General features: G+C 32.0%; 19 protein-coding genes. 12 read left to right on the forward strand and 7 right to left on the reverse strand.

Translation table 11 applies throughout. From position 1 onward, the window contains the following. Positions 1–465 precede the first annotated feature (465 nt). Entirely contained in the window at positions 466–843 is a 378-nt protein-coding gene (locus BM319_RS00115; RefSeq protein WP_069033452.1) for a hypothetical protein, read from the forward strand. A gap of 162 nt (positions 844–1005) precedes the next feature. Here BM319_RS00115 and BM319_RS00120 read toward each other — a convergent pair whose 3' ends face one another. Next, entirely contained in the window at positions 1006–1926 is a 921-nt protein-coding gene (locus BM319_RS00120; RefSeq protein WP_069033451.1) for an NAD(P)/FAD-dependent oxidoreductase, read from the reverse strand. Positions 1927–2121: 195 nt separating this feature from the next. On the opposite strand from BM319_RS00120, the gene BM319_RS00125 reads away from it, so the two are divergent. Then, complete coding sequence (locus tag BM319_RS00125) at positions 2122–3045, forward strand: DMT family transporter (RefSeq protein ID WP_069033450.1); 924 nt, start codon at positions 2122–2124, stop codon at positions 3043–3045. An 81-nt stretch (positions 3046–3126) separates the two neighbouring features. Further along, complete coding sequence (locus BM319_RS00130; RefSeq protein WP_069033449.1) at positions 3127–3990, forward strand: AraC family transcriptional regulator; 864 nt, start codon at positions 3127–3129, stop codon at positions 3988–3990. A 68-nt stretch (positions 3991–4058) separates the two neighbouring features. Here the strand turns inward: BM319_RS00130 and BM319_RS00135 are convergent, their stop codons facing one another. Continuing rightward, complete coding sequence (locus tag BM319_RS00135) at positions 4059–5000, reverse strand: Gfo/Idh/MocA family protein (protein ID WP_069033448.1); 942 nt, start codon at positions 4998–5000, stop codon at positions 4059–4061. A 226-nt stretch (positions 5001–5226) separates the two neighbouring features. Between BM319_RS00135 and BM319_RS24475 the strand changes: the two genes are divergently transcribed. Beyond that, entirely contained in the window at positions 5227–5391 is a 165-nt protein-coding gene (locus BM319_RS24475) for a hypothetical protein (RefSeq protein WP_175403476.1), read from the forward strand. Between the two features lie 156 nt (positions 5392–5547). On the opposite strand, the gene BM319_RS00140 is transcribed toward BM319_RS24475, so the two are convergent. The 3 genes from BM319_RS00140 to BM319_RS00150 all read right to left on the reverse strand — a co-directional run bounded on the left by BM319_RS00140 (position 5548) and on the right by BM319_RS00150 (position 7864). After that, a complete protein-coding gene (locus BM319_RS00140) occupies positions 5548–6159 on the reverse strand; it encodes a DsbA family oxidoreductase (RefSeq protein ID WP_091021033.1) in 612 nt (203 codons plus the stop codon). Between the two features lie 134 nt (positions 6160–6293). After that, positions 6294–6677, reverse strand: coding sequence for a hypothetical protein (locus tag BM319_RS00145; protein ID WP_069033446.1), 384 nt, complete (start codon positions 6675–6677; stop codon positions 6294–6296). A 71-nt stretch (positions 6678–6748) separates the two neighbouring features. Then, entirely contained in the window at positions 6749–7864 is a 1116-nt protein-coding gene (locus BM319_RS00150) for a BMP family lipoprotein (protein ID WP_069033445.1), read from the reverse strand. Positions 7865–8011: 147 nt separating this feature from the next. On the opposite strand from BM319_RS00150, the gene rnz reads away from it, so the two are divergent. The 5 genes from rnz to cbpA all read left to right on the forward strand — a co-directional run bounded on the left by rnz (position 8012) and on the right by cbpA (position 12161). Continuing rightward, a complete protein-coding gene (rnz, locus tag BM319_RS00155) occupies positions 8012–8938 on the forward strand; it encodes a ribonuclease Z (protein WP_091021034.1) in 927 nt (308 codons plus the stop codon). A gap of 97 nt (positions 8939–9035) precedes the next feature. After that, a complete protein-coding gene (locus BM319_RS00160; protein ID WP_069033443.1) occupies positions 9036–9788 on the forward strand; it encodes a polysaccharide deacetylase family protein in 753 nt (250 codons plus the stop codon). A 158-nt stretch (positions 9789–9946) separates the two neighbouring features. Then, complete coding sequence (locus tag BM319_RS00165) at positions 9947–10276, forward strand: lmo0954 family membrane protein (protein ID WP_069033442.1); 330 nt, start codon at positions 9947–9949, stop codon at positions 10274–10276. A 15-nt stretch (positions 10277–10291) separates the two neighbouring features. Then, entirely contained in the window at positions 10292–10933 is a 642-nt protein-coding gene (locus BM319_RS00170) for a PspA/IM30 family protein (RefSeq protein WP_069033441.1), read from the forward strand. A 544-nt stretch (positions 10934–11477) separates the two neighbouring features. Beyond that, complete coding sequence (gene cbpA / locus BM319_RS00175) at positions 11478–12161, forward strand: cyclic di-AMP binding protein CbpA (protein WP_084006841.1); 684 nt, start codon at positions 11478–11480, stop codon at positions 12159–12161. Between the two features lie 90 nt (positions 12162–12251). On the opposite strand, the gene BM319_RS00180 is transcribed toward cbpA, so the two are convergent. Both BM319_RS00180 and proC read right to left on the reverse strand, forming a co-directional pair. Beyond that, positions 12252–12503 (reverse strand): hypothetical protein, encoded by a 252-nt coding sequence (locus BM319_RS00180; RefSeq protein WP_069033440.1) that lies wholly within the window; start codon positions 12501–12503, stop codon positions 12252–12254. 78 nt (positions 12504–12581) lie between these two features. Further along, complete coding sequence (gene proC, locus BM319_RS00185) at positions 12582–13421, reverse strand: pyrroline-5-carboxylate reductase (protein ID WP_069033439.1); 840 nt, start codon at positions 13419–13421, stop codon at positions 12582–12584. A gap of 323 nt (positions 13422–13744) precedes the next feature. Between proC and BM319_RS00190 the strand changes: the two genes are divergently transcribed. The 3 genes from BM319_RS00190 to BM319_RS00200 all read left to right on the forward strand — a co-directional run bounded on the left by BM319_RS00190 (position 13745) and on the right by BM319_RS00200 (position 16044). Further along, positions 13745–14725 (forward strand): MBL fold metallo-hydrolase, encoded by a 981-nt coding sequence (locus BM319_RS00190; RefSeq protein WP_069033438.1) that lies wholly within the window; start codon positions 13745–13747, stop codon positions 14723–14725. Positions 14726–14740: 15 nt separating this feature from the next. Then, positions 14741–15529, forward strand: a complete 789-nt coding sequence (locus BM319_RS00195; RefSeq protein ID WP_069033437.1) for an SDR family NAD(P)-dependent oxidoreductase — start codon at positions 14741–14743, stop codon at positions 15527–15529. Positions 15530–15747: 218 nt separating this feature from the next. Further along, complete coding sequence (locus BM319_RS00200) at positions 15748–16044, forward strand: antibiotic biosynthesis monooxygenase family protein (protein WP_069033436.1); 297 nt, start codon at positions 15748–15750, stop codon at positions 16042–16044. Positions 16045–16412 lie beyond the last annotated feature (368 nt).

The following is a 16412-nucleotide window of genomic DNA, read 5'->3' on the forward strand; positions in this document are numbered from 1 at the left end:
CATGAGTGGTTCATGAGCAAGTAAAACAGCAAAAATAAGAAAAAAGGTTCCGCATGAAGGGTACATGAGTAAGTAAAACAGCAAAAATAAGAAAATACCTTACTCATAAAAGGTTTATGAGATGTAAAAGTGAAAAAGAAGATGTTGTCATACTCTTATGTCACATGGAAATCAACATCACTCTACTTCTTTTACGAAAATTTGCTAACTTATTTAACAAGGTTGTTTTTCAGTAGCGTGAAAAAGTGTAATTAGATTCATTCTAAGTACACTTTTTTTATTTTTTTTGGAAAAAAATAGTAAATGTATTCAATGAAATTTGGTATAATTATTTTTATGATTATTTAGTTTGATGTAAATTTTGTAGAGATGTATTATAAATTTTTAAATAATGGAATGTTTATGTACAATATAGGTAAGAATTTGATTTAAATAATTTAATTTTTAAACTAAGGATGTACTAAAATGGACGAACAATTTATACCGAGGAAAGAGCGACATAAGAAGCGCTTTATTAGAAAGCGCCAAAATATTGAGCATGAAAAAATAAAATTTAGTACTTATATATTAAGTGTATTTTATTATTTTTTATTATTTTTAATTTTTAATCTTGTACAATTTTATATATTTCAGCATGTTAATCACACCATTAAATCACTAGGGAATTTTGATTTAGCTAGAGCAATTATATCAGGATTAATCTATTTACTATGTATTATTTGTATTGAGGATACTTATAGAAGATATCGAATACCTTCAACTTTCATCCGAATATTAATACCAATTTTAGTGTTTATTTTAGCAATCGTCACTATGTATACTTTAATAAAAGTATTTTTCTAATACGATTTGTTAAGTGAAAACAGCAAAAAAGTATTACTTCTTTTAATGATGTAATACTTTTTTTGTTAAACTTAAATGGTATTTTGTTAGATGGATAAGGTGTAGGGAATTTTTAGTTTAAGCTGTGTAATGGCTAAAAGATGGGGGAACAAAGTGCTTTATTTATGATTCTTTTACACTCATTTCTAATAATCTTTTTTGTATCCAAACAGCGGCTTGGGTACCATCGCCCATTGCTATTGTGACTTGTTGAGAGTGGGCTACTAAATCGCCGGCTGCCCATACATTTGTAACATTCGTCTCCTTTGTCCGTGAGTCTACAATAACATGCTTATTATTTAAAAGATTTACTCCTAGCTGGATAGCGAGACTATTTTGTACTTTATTTCCACCAAAACCAATAAATGCTCGGTCCCCATAAATTATTTCACCACTATGTAAACAAATGCCTTTAAAAGTGGAATCGTCTTCTTTGAGTACTTCTTTAATCGTTTCTTTTCGATAGTGAACTCCAATTTTCTGTAGTTGGTCATGTAATTTGGAGTCAAGGTCATGTCCATCGTGATTAATATATGTAATTTGTTTTGACCAATAAGCTAATGTTATGGCAAGATTTGCACCAATATTACCAGATCCAAGTATTAAAACACTTTTATTTAAAATTTCATATCCATCACAATCTGGACAAACATAAATTGTCGATCCAAGACAATCGACTAGATTTTTAATTTGAGGAATTCGATCAATTAGTCCAGTTGCTAGTAAGACTGTTTTGGCAGAATAAGATTTTCCTGTTTCCGTCTCTATTAAGAATTGATTGTTTACGTTTTGTATACTTATTACTTTATCTTGGATGAATGATACACCATAAACTTCAGCATGCTTTCTTCCTAGTTGTCTTAGCTCTTGTCCACTTATACTATTCGGCCAACCTAATATATTACGATATGTTTTACATAATGTTGAGCGACCATAATTTGAGTCAATTACGAGTACATTCCTTTGGTATCGACCAAGCTGAATGGATGCCTGTAAGCCTGCGAAACCTCCCCCTACTATGATACATTCATATAACTCATTCATAGACTAGTCTCCTAAATCATTTAATACAAAATCGTATATGTTCAATTTTTCCAATTAAGCAATTTCTAATCATAATTTCTCAATTAATCTAATTGTTGAAAATAAAAAGATTTTTGATTGATATATTCTGAATATTTAGGTACGATTTTTCTATTAACTTATTTTAATTTGTTGTTTTTTGTGGAGGGAGTAAGAATGAGTGCAGATAAGATTGCCTTAACAAATTCTAGAACGAAGGGAATTATTCTCGTATTAACTGCGGCAATATTATGGGGCATATCTGGAACTGTTGCACAATTTGTATTTCAAAGAAATCATTTTAGTCCAGAATGGTTAGTCGTTATTCGATTATTGTTTTCAGGAATCATCCTATTAATTTTTGCTAGTCTAAAAGAAAAAGGACATATAACGGAAATTTGGAAGGATAAGAAGGATATCTTTAGTTTATTGTTATTTAGTATTCTTGGAATGTTAGCAGTTCAATATACATACTTTGCCGCAATAAAAGCTTCAAATGCTGCTACAGCAACAATTTTACAATATTTGGCACCTGTCATTATTACATGCTTTTTAGCAATGCGTTTCAAAAAAGTACCAACTAGAAAAGAAGTACTGGCTGTCATTTTAGCGCTTGCAGGGACATTTTTATTGGTAACACATGGAACGATTAAAGGATTGTCTATTACTGGATGGGCATTATTTTGGGGGTTAGCGTCAGCTTTTGCTTTAGCATTTTATTCAATTCATCCTCAGAATCTTTTAAAAAAATTTGGGTCGACTATCGTAGTAGGGTGGGGAATGCTAATCGGTGGAATTTGTTTTAGTTTCATACATTCACCTTTTAATTTCCAAGGTCATTGGTCGATGAGTGCATATTTCGCAGTCATTTTTATTGTTATATTTGGAACGTTAATAGCCTTTTATTGCTACTTAGAGAGTTTAAAGTATATTAATGCTTCCGAATCTAGCTTACTTGCATGTGTGGAACCATTATCAGCTGCTGTACTGTCAGTCATTTGGTTAAGAGTAAATTTTGAAATGATAGATTGGATCGGTAGCCTATGTATTATAAGTACGATTGTCATTTTATCAATGACTGATCGAAAAGAGACTAATTGACGATTATCTGTCACAAAAGAGCATAAAAAGACAGGACTCAATCAATTTAACTTGTTAGGATGTAATTAAGGGAGGAGTCATATGGCTTGGGTTGAATCTTTACAAAAGGCAATTGATTATATTGAAGACAATTTATTAAACGAGTTAACGATTGAAGAAATTTCTAAACAAGCTAATTCATCTGTTTTTCATTTTCAGCGAACATTTTCAATTTTAACTGATATTAATCTAGCTGAATATATAAGACGAAGAAGATTGACGCTAGCGGCCAATGAATTAACAACTACTGATCATAAAATAATTGATATTGCCTTGAAATATAGGTATGACTCTCCTGAGGCTTTTGCAAAAGCGTTTAGAAGACAGCATGGTGTAACACCAAGTGAAGCAAGAAAGTTTATTGGAAAACTAAAATCATATAACCGCCTCGTTATTCAGGTGAGTTTGAAGGGAGCCGAACCAATGCAATTTAATATTGTTGAAAAAAGTGCTTTTCAAGTAGTTGGAGTAAAAAAAGAGTTTTCTTATTTGAATGATCAACAACAGCAACTGATTCCTAAAATGTGGGAAGAGGTTAATGAAAATGGTACGAGTGATCGTTTGTACGAATTGAACAACGGTGACATTAAAGGTGTTTTAGGTGTATGCATGATGAGCGAGGAGCAAAAATCAAAAAATTTACTAGAATATTGGGTTGCAACCGAATACGAAGGAGATGTACCAGAAGGTTTTTATTTTCACGAAATTCCTGCATCAAAATGGGCTGTATTTGGTGTTCATGGAGCGATGCCGAACGCAATGCAATCGGCATGGAAAAAGATTTATTCGGAATGGTTTCCTTCAAGTGGCTATTCACATGCAGGTATCCCAGAATTTGAACTTTATCCAGAAGGAAATCCATTTAGTGAAGATTATTATACTGAAATTTGGATTCCGGTAAAATAAAACCAATCATTAAAAGCGTTAAAAAAGGTGCTTTTTAGAGAAAGCACCTTTTCCTTTTATGTATGGATTTATCCTCTTAATGCTTCTAAAACTACTTGTGCTTTGTAGCCTTCAGAGAAATCTATAATTGTAGCTTCTTCACCTTTTAGAGCCTTTACTAAATGGTCAATTAATGAATCAGCTAAAGTTTGATCGGCTTCAATTTGTTGAATTGGCTCGCCGATTTTTCCTCCTTCTAAATTAGCCCAATTTACTAAAGAAAGAGTTCCTTTCGAACCGTATGCTGTAAATTTAATTTCTTCTTCACCTGCAATTTGGCTTAAGCCATCTATTATTACAGGAGTGCCATCTTCTAATTCTAAAAAGGCGATAATTCCATTTTCGGAAGCAAGAGGGTCAGCGGGATATTGCATATGTTTCGTGCCTACTTTCATATTACCAAAAATCTTTTGAATTTGTTGAATATAATGCACACCAACCTCTAATACATAACCGCCTTGTTCTTTTGTAGCAACCCACTCATTTTGTTGCCATAGTCTCGGCCAATTAGGAAAACGCATCTTTAATTCGATTCTTCTTAAGTCGCCAACATATCCGGATTTAATAAGGCTAGCAAAAGACTTACTACCAACATTGTAGTTTAATGGAAAGTTCATTGCGTGAAAAATACCTTTTTCTTTAGCTTGGGTATAAAGTCCTAGAGCTTCCTCTGTTGAGTTTGCCAAAGGCTTTTCACAAAGCACATTAATTCCTTTTGCGATTACATCAGTTACTACCGAATAGTGATATTTTGGAGGTACAGTCACATAAACGAGATCAAGTTCTGTATTTTCAAGCATCTCAAGATGATTTGTAAAGGTTAAAACTGATTCTAATTGGCTACTTGTTTCTTGAACTCTTTCCTCTAATGTGTCACATATTGCTACTATTTTTGTTTCTTGGTGGTTTGAAAATAAAGGAATTAATCTTTGGCCAATTGCGCCAAGACCAATAATACCAACTTTTATCATGAGAAAAACACCTTTCAAAGTAGATTTATATTGTAATTATAGTAAGAAAAATTAAATAATTAAAGAAATAGATACCATGTTCTTAGATTTAAAAATTTAAGGTCCTACAAATTGCTCATAGCAAAATAATTTTTGAGTAAAAAGTTTTGTGAATTACCAAATTCGAAAAGGGGTTTTCGACATAGAAAAAGAATATAAATCATTGATAAGTAATGGAGGTGACATTATGGAGAAGAAGCCATTGTATTATGATGGTAGTGGGGATGGAGAAAAATTAATTCAATCAGAAGTTATAAAAAAGCAAATGAGTATTGTTACTGAAGTAAGAAAAAATTTAACTGGTAATCCGTTTGTGATTGATTGGAGTCAAGTTAATGTAGCTGGGAAATGATTCGTTATTTGTGCTTGTTTGTTCTTGATTGAGAATGAATCGGTGAACTATTAACAAAATAATGAATTGAAAAATTGTTTATCCCAGTTAATTTAAATTAAAAAAGATGTCCCATAAGTTAGAAAAAAACTTAGGGGACATCCTTATTAAAGAGTATTAACAGTTTCCATCAATGTCGCAGCTTAATGAAGACTGCTCAACAAGTTTTTGGTTGTTTAATGCTTGAATAAATGCTTCTTTACTTTGAACACCTTGTAAAACTTGATCACCAATTATAAAAGTTGGTACTGCATTAATAAAATTAGGGTTTTGAATCGATGAGTCATATTTTGTATTTGAAACAGCTTCAATGAATTGAGAACGGTCTAAGCCAAGTTTTTCAGCGATATCTGCCAGTACGTTTACATCACCAATTTCTTTACCTTTTGTCCAAAAGTCTGCTAAAACTGCTTGAGCATATTCAGCACCTTTTCCATTTTCTTCTGCGAATAGAAAGCCTCTATGAGCTTTTTTAGTTGAAGGATGGGGATCCATTGTTGGTAAAATCAACTCTACACCAAGTTTTTGTGCAAGTGGTTGAACACCGAATTTCCATCCTTGTTGAATATAAGAACTATTAGGACTTAAAGGTTCAGCTCCCTCAGGTCTTAATTGGAATGGTTTCCATTCAAGCTCTACATCGCTAACTTCTTTAATAGCGTCCTCAAGTGGTTTTTTTCCTAAATAGCAAAACGGACATACATAGTCCGAATAAATTGTAACTTTCATTATGAAACCTCCTAAATCAATTAAAGAAAGTATAAACAATATTAGAACTAAATCTCAATTTATTAGCTTCGAATTACGAAATTTTTAAGTGAAGTAACAGATATTCAACTAAAAAGAAATAGAGCATAAGAGCTCTATTTCTTTAAATCATTGGTAGATTGATCATCAGGTGGTGGATTTGTTCCAATTCTAGCAGTGTTTAGATCAACAAATGAGTTTAAAAAATATTTTCTTCTTAAAAGTAAAACGGTTAATAGTAATAGGCCACAGATTGATGTGAAAATCATTCCAGTAAGTAATCCACCGATATACATGAATGTATCCATTTGTGATGTAAATAGTGACCAAACTAATATTGAAAGGATTCCGTCTGCTAAAACAATGGCAAGCGATACTACTAAATACGGTAAAAATTGTCCAGTTTCTTTTGTTTTCTTTGAAGCATATCGATACCCAATTGGTACAGATAAAAAGATGATAAAACAATAGAAGAGTAATATGAAATCTCGAATTGACATAGTATCACACCTAACTTTTTTGTTGGTACTATACTATATGCAGAATATTCATATAATTGGACAAGATTTTTTTATTTACCAATTTTTACTTTTTTCTTTTTAATTTCTGCTTTTTCAGGCTTTGTAGGAGAGAAGTTATCAAAATCCTTTTTTGTTTCTGGTACTTCGATATGACCTGTTCTTATATTTGCTTTATATAAATCAACTTGCTCTTTTGTATCTTTATTTAAATTCTTATCTGTTTTTGCAAGATCAACGCCATTTTCTTTAATACCCCATCTCAAAATGCGTCCACCTTGAAAGTTCCCTTTTAATGACTTGGTGATTACTTCATCTACGCCTTTATCAATTCGTTTAATTGCTGATGTTAGGGTGACATTTTCCGGTAATCCTTGTTTATATTGATCCCGGTCAACACCAATAACCCAAACCTTTTTGCCATTTTTCTTTAATTTTTTAGCTTCAGTAAATACACCTAATCCTGTTTTTCCTGCTACTTGGAAAATAATATCTACACCTTTATCATTGTATAAGGTTTTTGCTAATTTACTTCCGTCTGCAGGTTTATCAAATGAATTTGCAAATTCCGTCAATACTTTTATTTTTGGATCCACGGACATAACACCTGCTTTGAAACCATATTCAAATCTTTTAATAAATGGATCCTTTGTACCACCAATAAATCCGATCTTATGCGTTTTAGTGTTCATCGCAGCTGCAATACCAGCGAGGAATGCTGACTGCTCTTCACGATAGGTAACGCTAACAACATTTGGTTTTTCAACAATCCCATCAATTATGACAAAGTCCGATTTTTTTTCTTTACTCGCAACTTCAGAGATGGCTTTTTGAAATGAATAGCCTATTCCAAATGTTAAATCATATTTTTTCTTTGCATACTTCATTAATTCTTTTTTTGCTGCTTTGTCTGTTGGAGCATCTGTTTTTACATAATTTTTATTTTCTTTCCAACCATGTTTCTTTCCAGTTTCTATAATTCCATCCCAAACTGCTTGGTTAAATCCTTTATCGTGAATTTCAGTTTTACCCATAACAATTCCAATTTTAAAATCATTTTCTTTTTCTTTCTCCGATGCACTTATATTATTATTTCGATTAGCACAGCTGGTTAAAGTAAGGCTAGCAATTAGTGAGACAGTGGCGATTTGGAAAAAACGTCTTCGCATTGTTTTCCTCCATATATTATATTTAAAAAACTAAGCTCTATTGTGTAAATTTCCCAATCAATTCATAAATCATTCTTTAAAGTGTTGGCAATTTAATAGACAAGTGGTACTGTAACAATTAGAAATGATTAAGATGGAGGCATTAACGTGAAGCTTGTATTTTTAGGAACGGGAGCAGGAATGCCATCAAAAGGTAGGAATGTAACAAGTATTGCATTACAGCTTTTAGAGGAAAGAGGAGCAACATGGCTTTTCGATTGTGGTGAAGCAACACAGCATCAAATATTACATACGTCTATTCGGCCACGACGAATCGAGAAGATTTTTATTACTCATTGCCATGGTGATCATATCTTTGGATTGCCTGGATTATTAAGTAGTAGAACTTTCTTAGGTGGAGAAGATTTATTAACAATTTATGGACCTAAAGGGTTAAAGGATTATGTGGAAACTAGCTTTAAAATTAGTGGTACTTACTTAAAATATCCGATTCATTACGTTGAAATTTCTGAAGGGATCGTTTTTGAAGATGACCAATTTATTGTTCAAGCAGTAGAACTTGAACATGGAATTCAATCATTTGGTTATCAAATTATTGAAAAGGATTTACCTGGAGAATTGAACGTAGAGGAATTAAAGAAAATTGGTGTAAAGCCAGGGCCAGTTTATAAATTCCTAAAAGAAGGGAAGACAGTAACTTTAGAGGATGGAAGAATTTTAAATGGTAAGGATTTTATTGGATCTTCAAAAAAAGGTCGACGCATTGCAATAGCAGGGGATACTCGTATAACTGATAAAAGTAATTTGCTTGCAAGAGGTATGGATGTATTAGTTCATGAATCAACCTTTGCAGACGATGAAACAGCTCATGCTTATGATTATTTCCATACTACAAGTACTCAAATTGCAACAGTTGCTAAATGTGAGGGGATTAAAACACTCTATTTAACACATATAAGTGCAAGATATCAAGGGGAAGCTTCAAAAAAATTGTTAGATGAAGCACGTGAAATCTTTGATCATACGTATATCGTGAATGATTTTGATGAATACGATATCACAAGAAATGATTAAATTTTCAGTTAAGATGCAAAAGCTTAAAAAGTTGAGAAGTTTACATAAAAGAATCGTTTAGAGACATGATATAAGTATTCTGTGTAAAAGGAAGGTCATGGCTTTGAAACAGTTAAAAGTTATCCTTTTATTAATTTTTAGTTTCCAATTTATTTTTTACAGTTCTATTAATGCATCAGCTGAAAGTAAAAATCGATATTACTATGAAAAACAAGGTACTGCTATTTGGGAGGTACCTGTAAAAGAGAAAGTAATAGCAATTACATTTGATGATGGGCCGAATGATGAATATACCCCAGAAGTTTTAGATTTGTTAAAGAAGTATAATGCTAAAGCTACATTTTTTTTAGTCGGTGAGAGAGTTGCGAAATTTCCTGAAGTTGTAATGAGAGAAATAAAAGAAGGTCATGAAGTTGCGAATCATACATATACGCATGCTAGACTTCAGTATTTAACTGATGAACAAATAAGAGATCAATTACATAAAACTCATGATGCAATTATAGCTGCAACCCATGTCGAACCAGTATTATTTAGACCACCATTTGGTTACTATAGTGAGCGTTCAATAAATACCGTGCATGATCTTGGCTATTTAACTGTTATGTGGTCTTGGCATCAGGATACATTTGATTGGCAAAATCCTGGAGTATATAAAATCGTATCAAATGTATTAAAAGATACTAGAAAAGGAGATATTGTTCTTTTTCATGATCACGGGGGGGACCGTAGTCAAACTGTCGATGCACTGAAGCAAATCTTACCAGCTCTTCAAAAGCAGGGCTATCAGTTTGTAACGGTATCACAATTATTACAATTAAAAGCAGGAGTTAAACTTCCTAATTTTTAGTCAGAACCAGATCAATGGGTAACCAAAATTGATCTGGTTTTTTGTTTGTCTTGTACTTCTACTTCTTAAGTCTGATATAAAACCATTCCTCAGGCCATTATTCCGATATAAAAACTTGTATAAGATAAGAGTATAAGTTGAAAGGAGGCGACGAGGTCATGAAGAAGTTCTTAACTTTTATCCTCGTACTAATATTAATTGGAGTTGCTTTAGCGAATTTAGGTGGCTTGATTACTTTAGCACTTGGGTTAGTAATCACATATTTCAGTTTTAAAAAGTTTATGAAAACAGATTCGATTTTAATGAAAATCATCTGGACAATTATTGGATTAATCGGTTTATCGATTGCAATAGGTGGTCTTCCTTCTTTAATAGGTGCAGCAGCAGCAATTTTGCTTTATTACCTATATAAAGATTATAAAAATCAAAAAAAACTTAAAGATGATGAATTTAATGTTTATGATGAAAATTTTAACCCTATAAAATAAGAGGAGTGTATGATTATGAAAAACTTATTTACTCGTATTAAAAATCAAATCTCAGCGGATTTACATGGCTTATTAGATGAGAAAGAACAACAAAATCCTATCTCACAATTAAATTACTTCATTAAACAATCTGAAAGTGAATTAGGAAAAGTAAGGGGATTACTTGAAAGACATTACTCATTACGTACGAAATTCCAAGTCGAACGTGAGGGAGCACTTCAAATGGTGCAAAAACGTGAAGAGCAATTAAAGGTTGCTAATGAAGCGGGTGCCGAAGAGTTAATCAAACGTGCAACTGAAGATCTTGCTTTTTATAAAGAACAAGCTGAAAAGTTTGTTACATTAATCGCTAAAACAGAAGAAGAAATTAGCTTTATGCATGAGCAAGTTAATCAAATTGAAAAAAAGCTAAAAGAGCTTCATACGAAAAAATATGACTTAATGTCTCGTCAAAACATGGCTCACGCGACAAAAAAAATAAATGAAACTCACCATTTACTTAATAGTAAAATGCCATCAATTGACTTCAACTACTTTGAAAAACAAATTCGTGATTTAGAGCTAAGAGTTCGTTCAGAATTTGATCTACAATCATTTGATTACAAAATTGACTTATTAAAAAAAGAACTGACAAATAAAGTAAAGCAAGAAGCATAATCGTTTTTGAGAAGAAGAGATCACCAATCTCTTCTTTTTTTGTGGATTTAAAAAGGCTGAAAGAGCATTTTGAGTACCTCGTGAACCTGTTATGAGGAAGTAGATTACAAGAAAAGGCAATATAAGTACCTCATGAACCCAATTTTTTGTCTGTTTTTTGATTATTTTGGAATAAATTTCTCTTTAAATAATATAGATAGGATGTTGACTTTAAATAGTATTGTAAAATTATTTGAAAATTTAGAATTAGTTTATCAAACAAAAAAGGTAGATTTTGAGAAAGGGCGAATTAGTTATGAAAGGCTTCGAGATCGTTTTAAAAGACATTGTTATTTATTAAAGTAAGATTCGTAAGATTCCCACATAATTCAACATCAAAAGATCCAACAATGAGGAGCGTATAAGGAGGTTTTTAGAGTTTCAATCTTTGGAATGTGGGGCGGTTAATGGAATCCATTTATTTTAACAGTGCTTTTATTCAAATCATGCGACTTGATGGAGTTTTTATTTTTGTATAGGTGTTTTTAAAAGAGAAAAATTAAGAATGACTAGTAAAATAAATTTGAAAGTAGGGTTATTATTGAGAATTAAAGGTAATATCGTAAAAAAACATGATGTAGTTCATTGTATGGTTTCGACTGAGGCGCAGTTTGCTTGGGATCTTTTAAAGAAAACAAAATATCGATGTATTCCAGTTTTAAGTGAAAACGATAAAGAGTATGTTGGAAATCTTTATCGTGTGGATTTAGCTGAGTATTTAGTAGATAACGATTCTTTGCAAGGCAAGACAGTAAATGATTTTGTGCGCAAAGAATGTCCACCAATTCAGGAGGATTCACCATTTTTCAAAGTATTCTTTACGATTAAACGTTTTCCTTATTTAGCAGTAGTAAACGATCTAAATGAATTTGTAGGAATTTTAACGCATAAAACAGTTTTTGAATTATTAGAAGAAGCATGGGGACTAAAAGACGGCGGTTATTCATTAACTGTTAGTACGATGGAACATGAAGGTGCATTAGCAAGATTAGCTAAGCTTGTAAATAAATATTCTAATTTGAAGAGCTGTATTACACTAGATAGTGATTCGGTTTATCGAAGAATTTTAATTACACTACCACCAACTATTAGTGAAGACGATTATATTAAGTTGAAAAAAGATATTATTAAAAAAGAGTTTCATATTATGCATGAAGAAGTTTCAACAAGTCATGCAACTCAAAAATGATTAAAAATAAGAGCAAGGGGATCAATATAGAGTCCCTTGCTCTTTTTTTTAAAATATGATGCCAGTTCAGGCTTGAACTTAGTTAAACCCTTAATTTAGCTTTTTATGTACTTCATGATTTGATTCTTTATTTTTCTTTAATGAATCGAATTTTAATAGTAAGAGAGTTGATACCTTTTGAGGGTAGCTAAGTGGTTTGCCTTTTGCTTCTACCATTGAATTGCCAACAACATAACTGATTGTTAGAAAGCCAACAATTAAAACTAGTGTGACGATTAAAGCAATTGTGATGAGAATACGCTTAATACTTGCTCGTAATACACTACGGTTTGTTATTTTCATCAGAAAACTCTCCCCCTTAGGACAACACAGTTACCTGTATCATTTTATTACCTAAAGAAGAGAGTCATGACAAGCAGATTAAATTTTATTAATTTTTTCATATTCCTCTTGGATCTCACGTGATCGAACAGTTGCTTCAATAAAGCAATTTAAAAATGAATTAGCAACTTCACGGTCTTCAAGAACAGATATTCCAGCTTGAGTAGTGCCATTTGGGCTTGTAACTTTCTTTCTCAATGTCAATGGAGATTTATTCGTTTCTTGAAGCATTGAAATCGAGCCCATTAAAGTTTGTTGAATAAATGGCTTGGCAATATCACGATGGATCCCTAGTGCCATTGCAGCTCGTTCAAATTGTTCGATGACATAATATATATAGGCAGGACCACTACCAAATAATCCAGTCATAGCATGTAATTCGTCTTCTTCAACTTTAGCGACAATACCAACACGCTCAAATAATCTTTTTGCTGTTTGCACTTTTTCAAAAGGAACTTCATCTGGATAAGCAAGTGCTGTAGCAGATTTCCTAACGAGTGAAGACGTAGTAGGCATTGCACGAACAATATTCAGATTTTCATTTCCTAGTAACTGTTTAATTGTATTGATTGTAACACCTGCTACTAAGGAAATAATTAATTGTTTTTCATTGAAAAAACTTTTAATTTGATCAAGAGCGACTGTAACATCTTTAGGTTTCATCGCTAAAAAAACTACACTTGAACCAGAGATTGCTAACTGACGGTTAGTAGTAGCTAATACACCGTATTTTGTATGTAAACTATCTAAACGCTCTAAATCCTCCCTATTAGTGATCGCAATTTGATCACTCTCAATATACCCACTATCTATTAACCCTGCAATTAATGCTTCTGAAATACTACCTGCACCAATAAACGCAACTTTGCCTAGAAACATTACATTCACCTCACCTCTATTGTAATAGATATTTATATTAGAGAAATAAATGCTATATTCCTTGTTGACATATTACTTTTATATAATTTTTCAAAAATATTTTTAAATAATTTTTAGTTGAAGGGAAAATTTTAATGAGAAAAGAAGTAATTAGGAAATTTTTCTAAGTTTTGTAACGATTAATTCCTTTTCCGTCCCCGTGTTTTCTGTACATTCTAGATTCTGTCTTTACATTAATGTAAAATTCTAATCATCTTTGTTTTTATTTTTTTAAATGTATATTAGAATTAACTGTAAGAAGATTCAGATAAGGAGGAATAAGTATGATCCCTGAAGATAAGATTCACCAAATTACACTCCCGGTACCGTATGCAATGAATACTGTAAATGTTTTTTTAGTTGAAGGAGATTTATTGACTTTAATTGATACAGGAACGAATACTCCAGATACATTAGATGCACTTAAAAGTGAATTAGATAAATTAGGGTATAAATTAGAAGATATTGAACAAGTCATTTTAACTCATCATCATCCAGACCATGCAGGACTATTAGAGGAGTTTAATGAGGATGTAAAAATATTAGGTCATGAACGAAATATTCCATATTTAACCCAGGACGAATCATTTTTAAATTACTATAATGAGTATTTTATTGAAAATGCGCTATTATACGGTGTACCACAAGAATATGTACAAAGAATGCCACGAACAACAGAGAAAATGCCATATACTAGTATTCGTTCTTTAACTCATACGATCGATGAAGGCGATCGAATTGATAGTATTTTTGGGTTGAAAGTATTGTACACACCTGGTCATGCAACTTCTCACATTTCTTTAATTAGTGAGGATGATGGCATTGCATTTGGAGGAGATTTATTATTAGATAAAGTTTCGTCAAACCCAATCATAGAGCCTCCATTAAATGGTGAAACCGAACGTGTAAAACCATTATTACAATACAATCACTCTTTACAAAGAATAGCAGAACTTCCGATTACAAAATTATATACTGGACATGGTGAACCAGTTATCGATATTAAAGGGTTAGTAAAAAGTAGATTAGAAAAGCAAAAAGCTAGAGCTGAAAAAGTATATGAAATGATTAAAAAACAACCGTTAACTGCATATGAAGTTTGCCAAATGTTATTTCCAAAGGTTTATCAAAAGCAACTTTCACTTACTATATCTGAAACAATTGGTCAATTAGACTATCTGGAAAACTTAGGTTTTATTAGTTTAAATGAACGAAATGATGGTATACTTGAGTATAAAACGAATGAGCATTCAGTCAGTCAATAATAGAGGTGGGAATTTTTGAGGTTAAGTAACCAAACGGTAGTAATAACAGGTGCTTCTAGTGGTCTTGGGAAAGATTTAGCTTTAACTGCAGCAAAACAAGGCGCTAATATCGTCTTAATTGCTAGAAGAGAAACAGAGCTAAAAAACTTAAAGGCAAAAATACAAGAAGATTTTCCAGTTAAATGTCATTATTTTGTTGTAGATGTGACAGATGAAAATGCAGTATACGATGCATTTCACCAGATCGAGGAACAATTTGATGGAATCGATGTTTTAATAAATAATGCAGGGTATGGTCTATTTCAAACGGTTGAACAAATGTCACTTCAAGATATGAAGCAAATGTTTGATGTCAATGTATTTGGAGTCATGATTTGTTCAAAGCTTGCCCTTACGTCTATGAAGCTGAAAGGGAAGGGGCATATTATTAATATCGCTTCTTTAGCTGGTAAGATTGCAACTTCGAAGGCTGCAGCATATGCAGGTTCTAAGCATGCAGTACTAGGTTTCAGCAATGCCTTAAGACAAGAAGTTGAAAAAGACGGTATCTATATTACGAATATAAATCCAGGTCCAATGGATACACCGTTTTTTGATATAGCAGATGAGTCAGGATCGTACGCAAAATCTGTTCGAAAAATGATGCTAGACCCTGAAAAAGTTGCTTCGAAAGTTATTTCTTTAATTGGAAAAAATGTTCATGAAATCGATTTACCTTCATGGATGGGATTTGGAGCAAAAGTTTATTCAGTATTCCCTAAAGTAAGTTATTATTTAATGATGAAATTCGGAAATAAAAAATAACAGAAGCTGTTCATAGAGACTGCTTAAATGATGATAGAAAAAAGAGCTAAGAGAGGTAATTTTCTCGAAGCTCTTTTTATTTTGTTCTGTATTAAAGAATAATGTTGTTTTTGTTATTCAACTAATTAGTAGATTAGTGGATTAATTACACTTAAAGGTGGAGATTAAAGTTTTGCCGAATAATATAAAGTCAGATCAAAATAATTAGGGGTGATTAAATGGTATTGGAAGCTGCTATGCTATATGTTAAGGAAGGTATGGAGGAACAATATGAAGAAGCTTTTCGAGAAGCATCAAAAATTATTTCTTCTATGAAAGGGTACATGTCTCATGAATTACAACGATGCATGGAAACAAAAGGGAAATATCTATTATTGGTGCAGTGGGAAACATTGGAGGACCATACAATTGGATTTAGGCAATCTAATGAATACCAAGATTGGAAAAAGCAGCTTCATCATTTTTACGACCCATTTCCAACAGTGGAACATTTTGAAATGGTGAAATTTTTGTAGATGTTTCTTCGACAACTATTGAAGTAAGTTATAAACTTCCATGGACTGAGGTAATTATTAATCCATGGTCGGCTAACGCAATTGTTCGTTACATAAAGTAAAGTAAGACCACATTTTTGTGGTCTTTTTCAGTTGCAATCAACATTTAAATTTAGCGTAGCTTTATTTAAATTAATTTAAACCTTTTCTATTTGTTATTTGCTTTTCAATTTTTAATAATACTAAATTGTTTTACGCCTCGTTAATATTTCAATCTTGCTTCTATACACCTCATAATTTTATTCGAAGTAAACCCTATTGTTTTTCATTAGTCTAACTTCATGCGCTTTCAACTATATATATAGTAATGAGATCTAAGTGAAAGATGG

It is taken from the genome of Bacillus sp. UNCCL81, from assembly GCF_900112535.1.
GTDB classification, from domain to species: Bacteria; Bacillota; Bacilli; order Bacillales; family Bacillaceae_G; genus Gottfriedia; species Gottfriedia luciferensis_B.

Bases quoted from the DNA above. Each gene is read 5' to 3' on its own strand.
- BM319_RS00115 (WP_069033452.1), top strand. From the start codon at position 466: ATGGACGAACAATTTATACCGAGGAAAGAGCGACATAAGAAGCGCTTT.
- BM319_RS00120 (WP_069033451.1), bottom strand. From the start codon at position 1,926: ATGAATGAGTTATATGAATGTATCATAGTAGGGGGAGGTTTCGCAGGC.
- BM319_RS00125 (WP_069033450.1), top strand. From the start codon at position 2,122: ATGAGTGCAGATAAGATTGCCTTAACAAATTCTAGAACGAAGGGAATT.
- BM319_RS00130 (WP_069033449.1), top strand. From the start codon at position 3,127: ATGGCTTGGGTTGAATCTTTACAAAAGGCAATTGATTATATTGAAGAC.
- BM319_RS00135 (WP_069033448.1), bottom strand. From the start codon at position 5,000: ATGATAAAAGTTGGTATTATTGGTCTTGGCGCAATTGGCCAAAGATTA.
- BM319_RS24475 (WP_175403476.1), top strand. From the start codon at position 5,227: ATGGAGAAGAAGCCATTGTATTATGATGGTAGTGGGGATGGAGAAAAA.
- BM319_RS00140 (WP_091021033.1), bottom strand. From the start codon at position 6,159: ATGAAAGTTACAATTTATTCGGACTATGTATGTCCGTTTTGCTATTTA.
- BM319_RS00145 (WP_069033446.1), bottom strand. From the start codon at position 6,677: ATGTCAATTCGAGATTTCATATTACTCTTCTATTGTTTTATCATCTTT.
- BM319_RS00150 (WP_069033445.1), bottom strand. From the start codon at position 7,864: ATGCGAAGACGTTTTTTCCAAATCGCCACTGTCTCACTAATTGCTAGC.
- BM319_RS00160 (WP_069033443.1), top strand. From the start codon at position 9,036: ATGGCTTTGAAACAGTTAAAAGTTATCCTTTTATTAATTTTTAGTTTC.
- BM319_RS00165 (WP_069033442.1), top strand. From the start codon at position 9,947: ATGAAGAAGTTCTTAACTTTTATCCTCGTACTAATATTAATTGGAGTT.
- BM319_RS00170 (WP_069033441.1), top strand. From the start codon at position 10,292: ATGAAAAACTTATTTACTCGTATTAAAAATCAAATCTCAGCGGATTTA.
- cbpA (WP_084006841.1), top strand. From the start codon at position 11,478: ATGACTAGTAAAATAAATTTGAAAGTAGGGTTATTATTGAGAATTAAA.
- BM319_RS00180 (WP_069033440.1), bottom strand. From the start codon at position 12,503: ATGAAAATAACAAACCGTAGTGTATTACGAGCAAGTATTAAGCGTATT.
- proC (WP_069033439.1), bottom strand. From the start codon at position 13,421: ATGTTTCTAGGCAAAGTTGCGTTTATTGGTGCAGGTAGTATTTCAGAA.
- BM319_RS00190 (WP_069033438.1), top strand. From the start codon at position 13,745: ATGATCCCTGAAGATAAGATTCACCAAATTACACTCCCGGTACCGTAT.
- BM319_RS00200 (WP_069033436.1), top strand. From the start codon at position 15,748: ATGGTATTGGAAGCTGCTATGCTATATGTTAAGGAAGGTATGGAGGAA.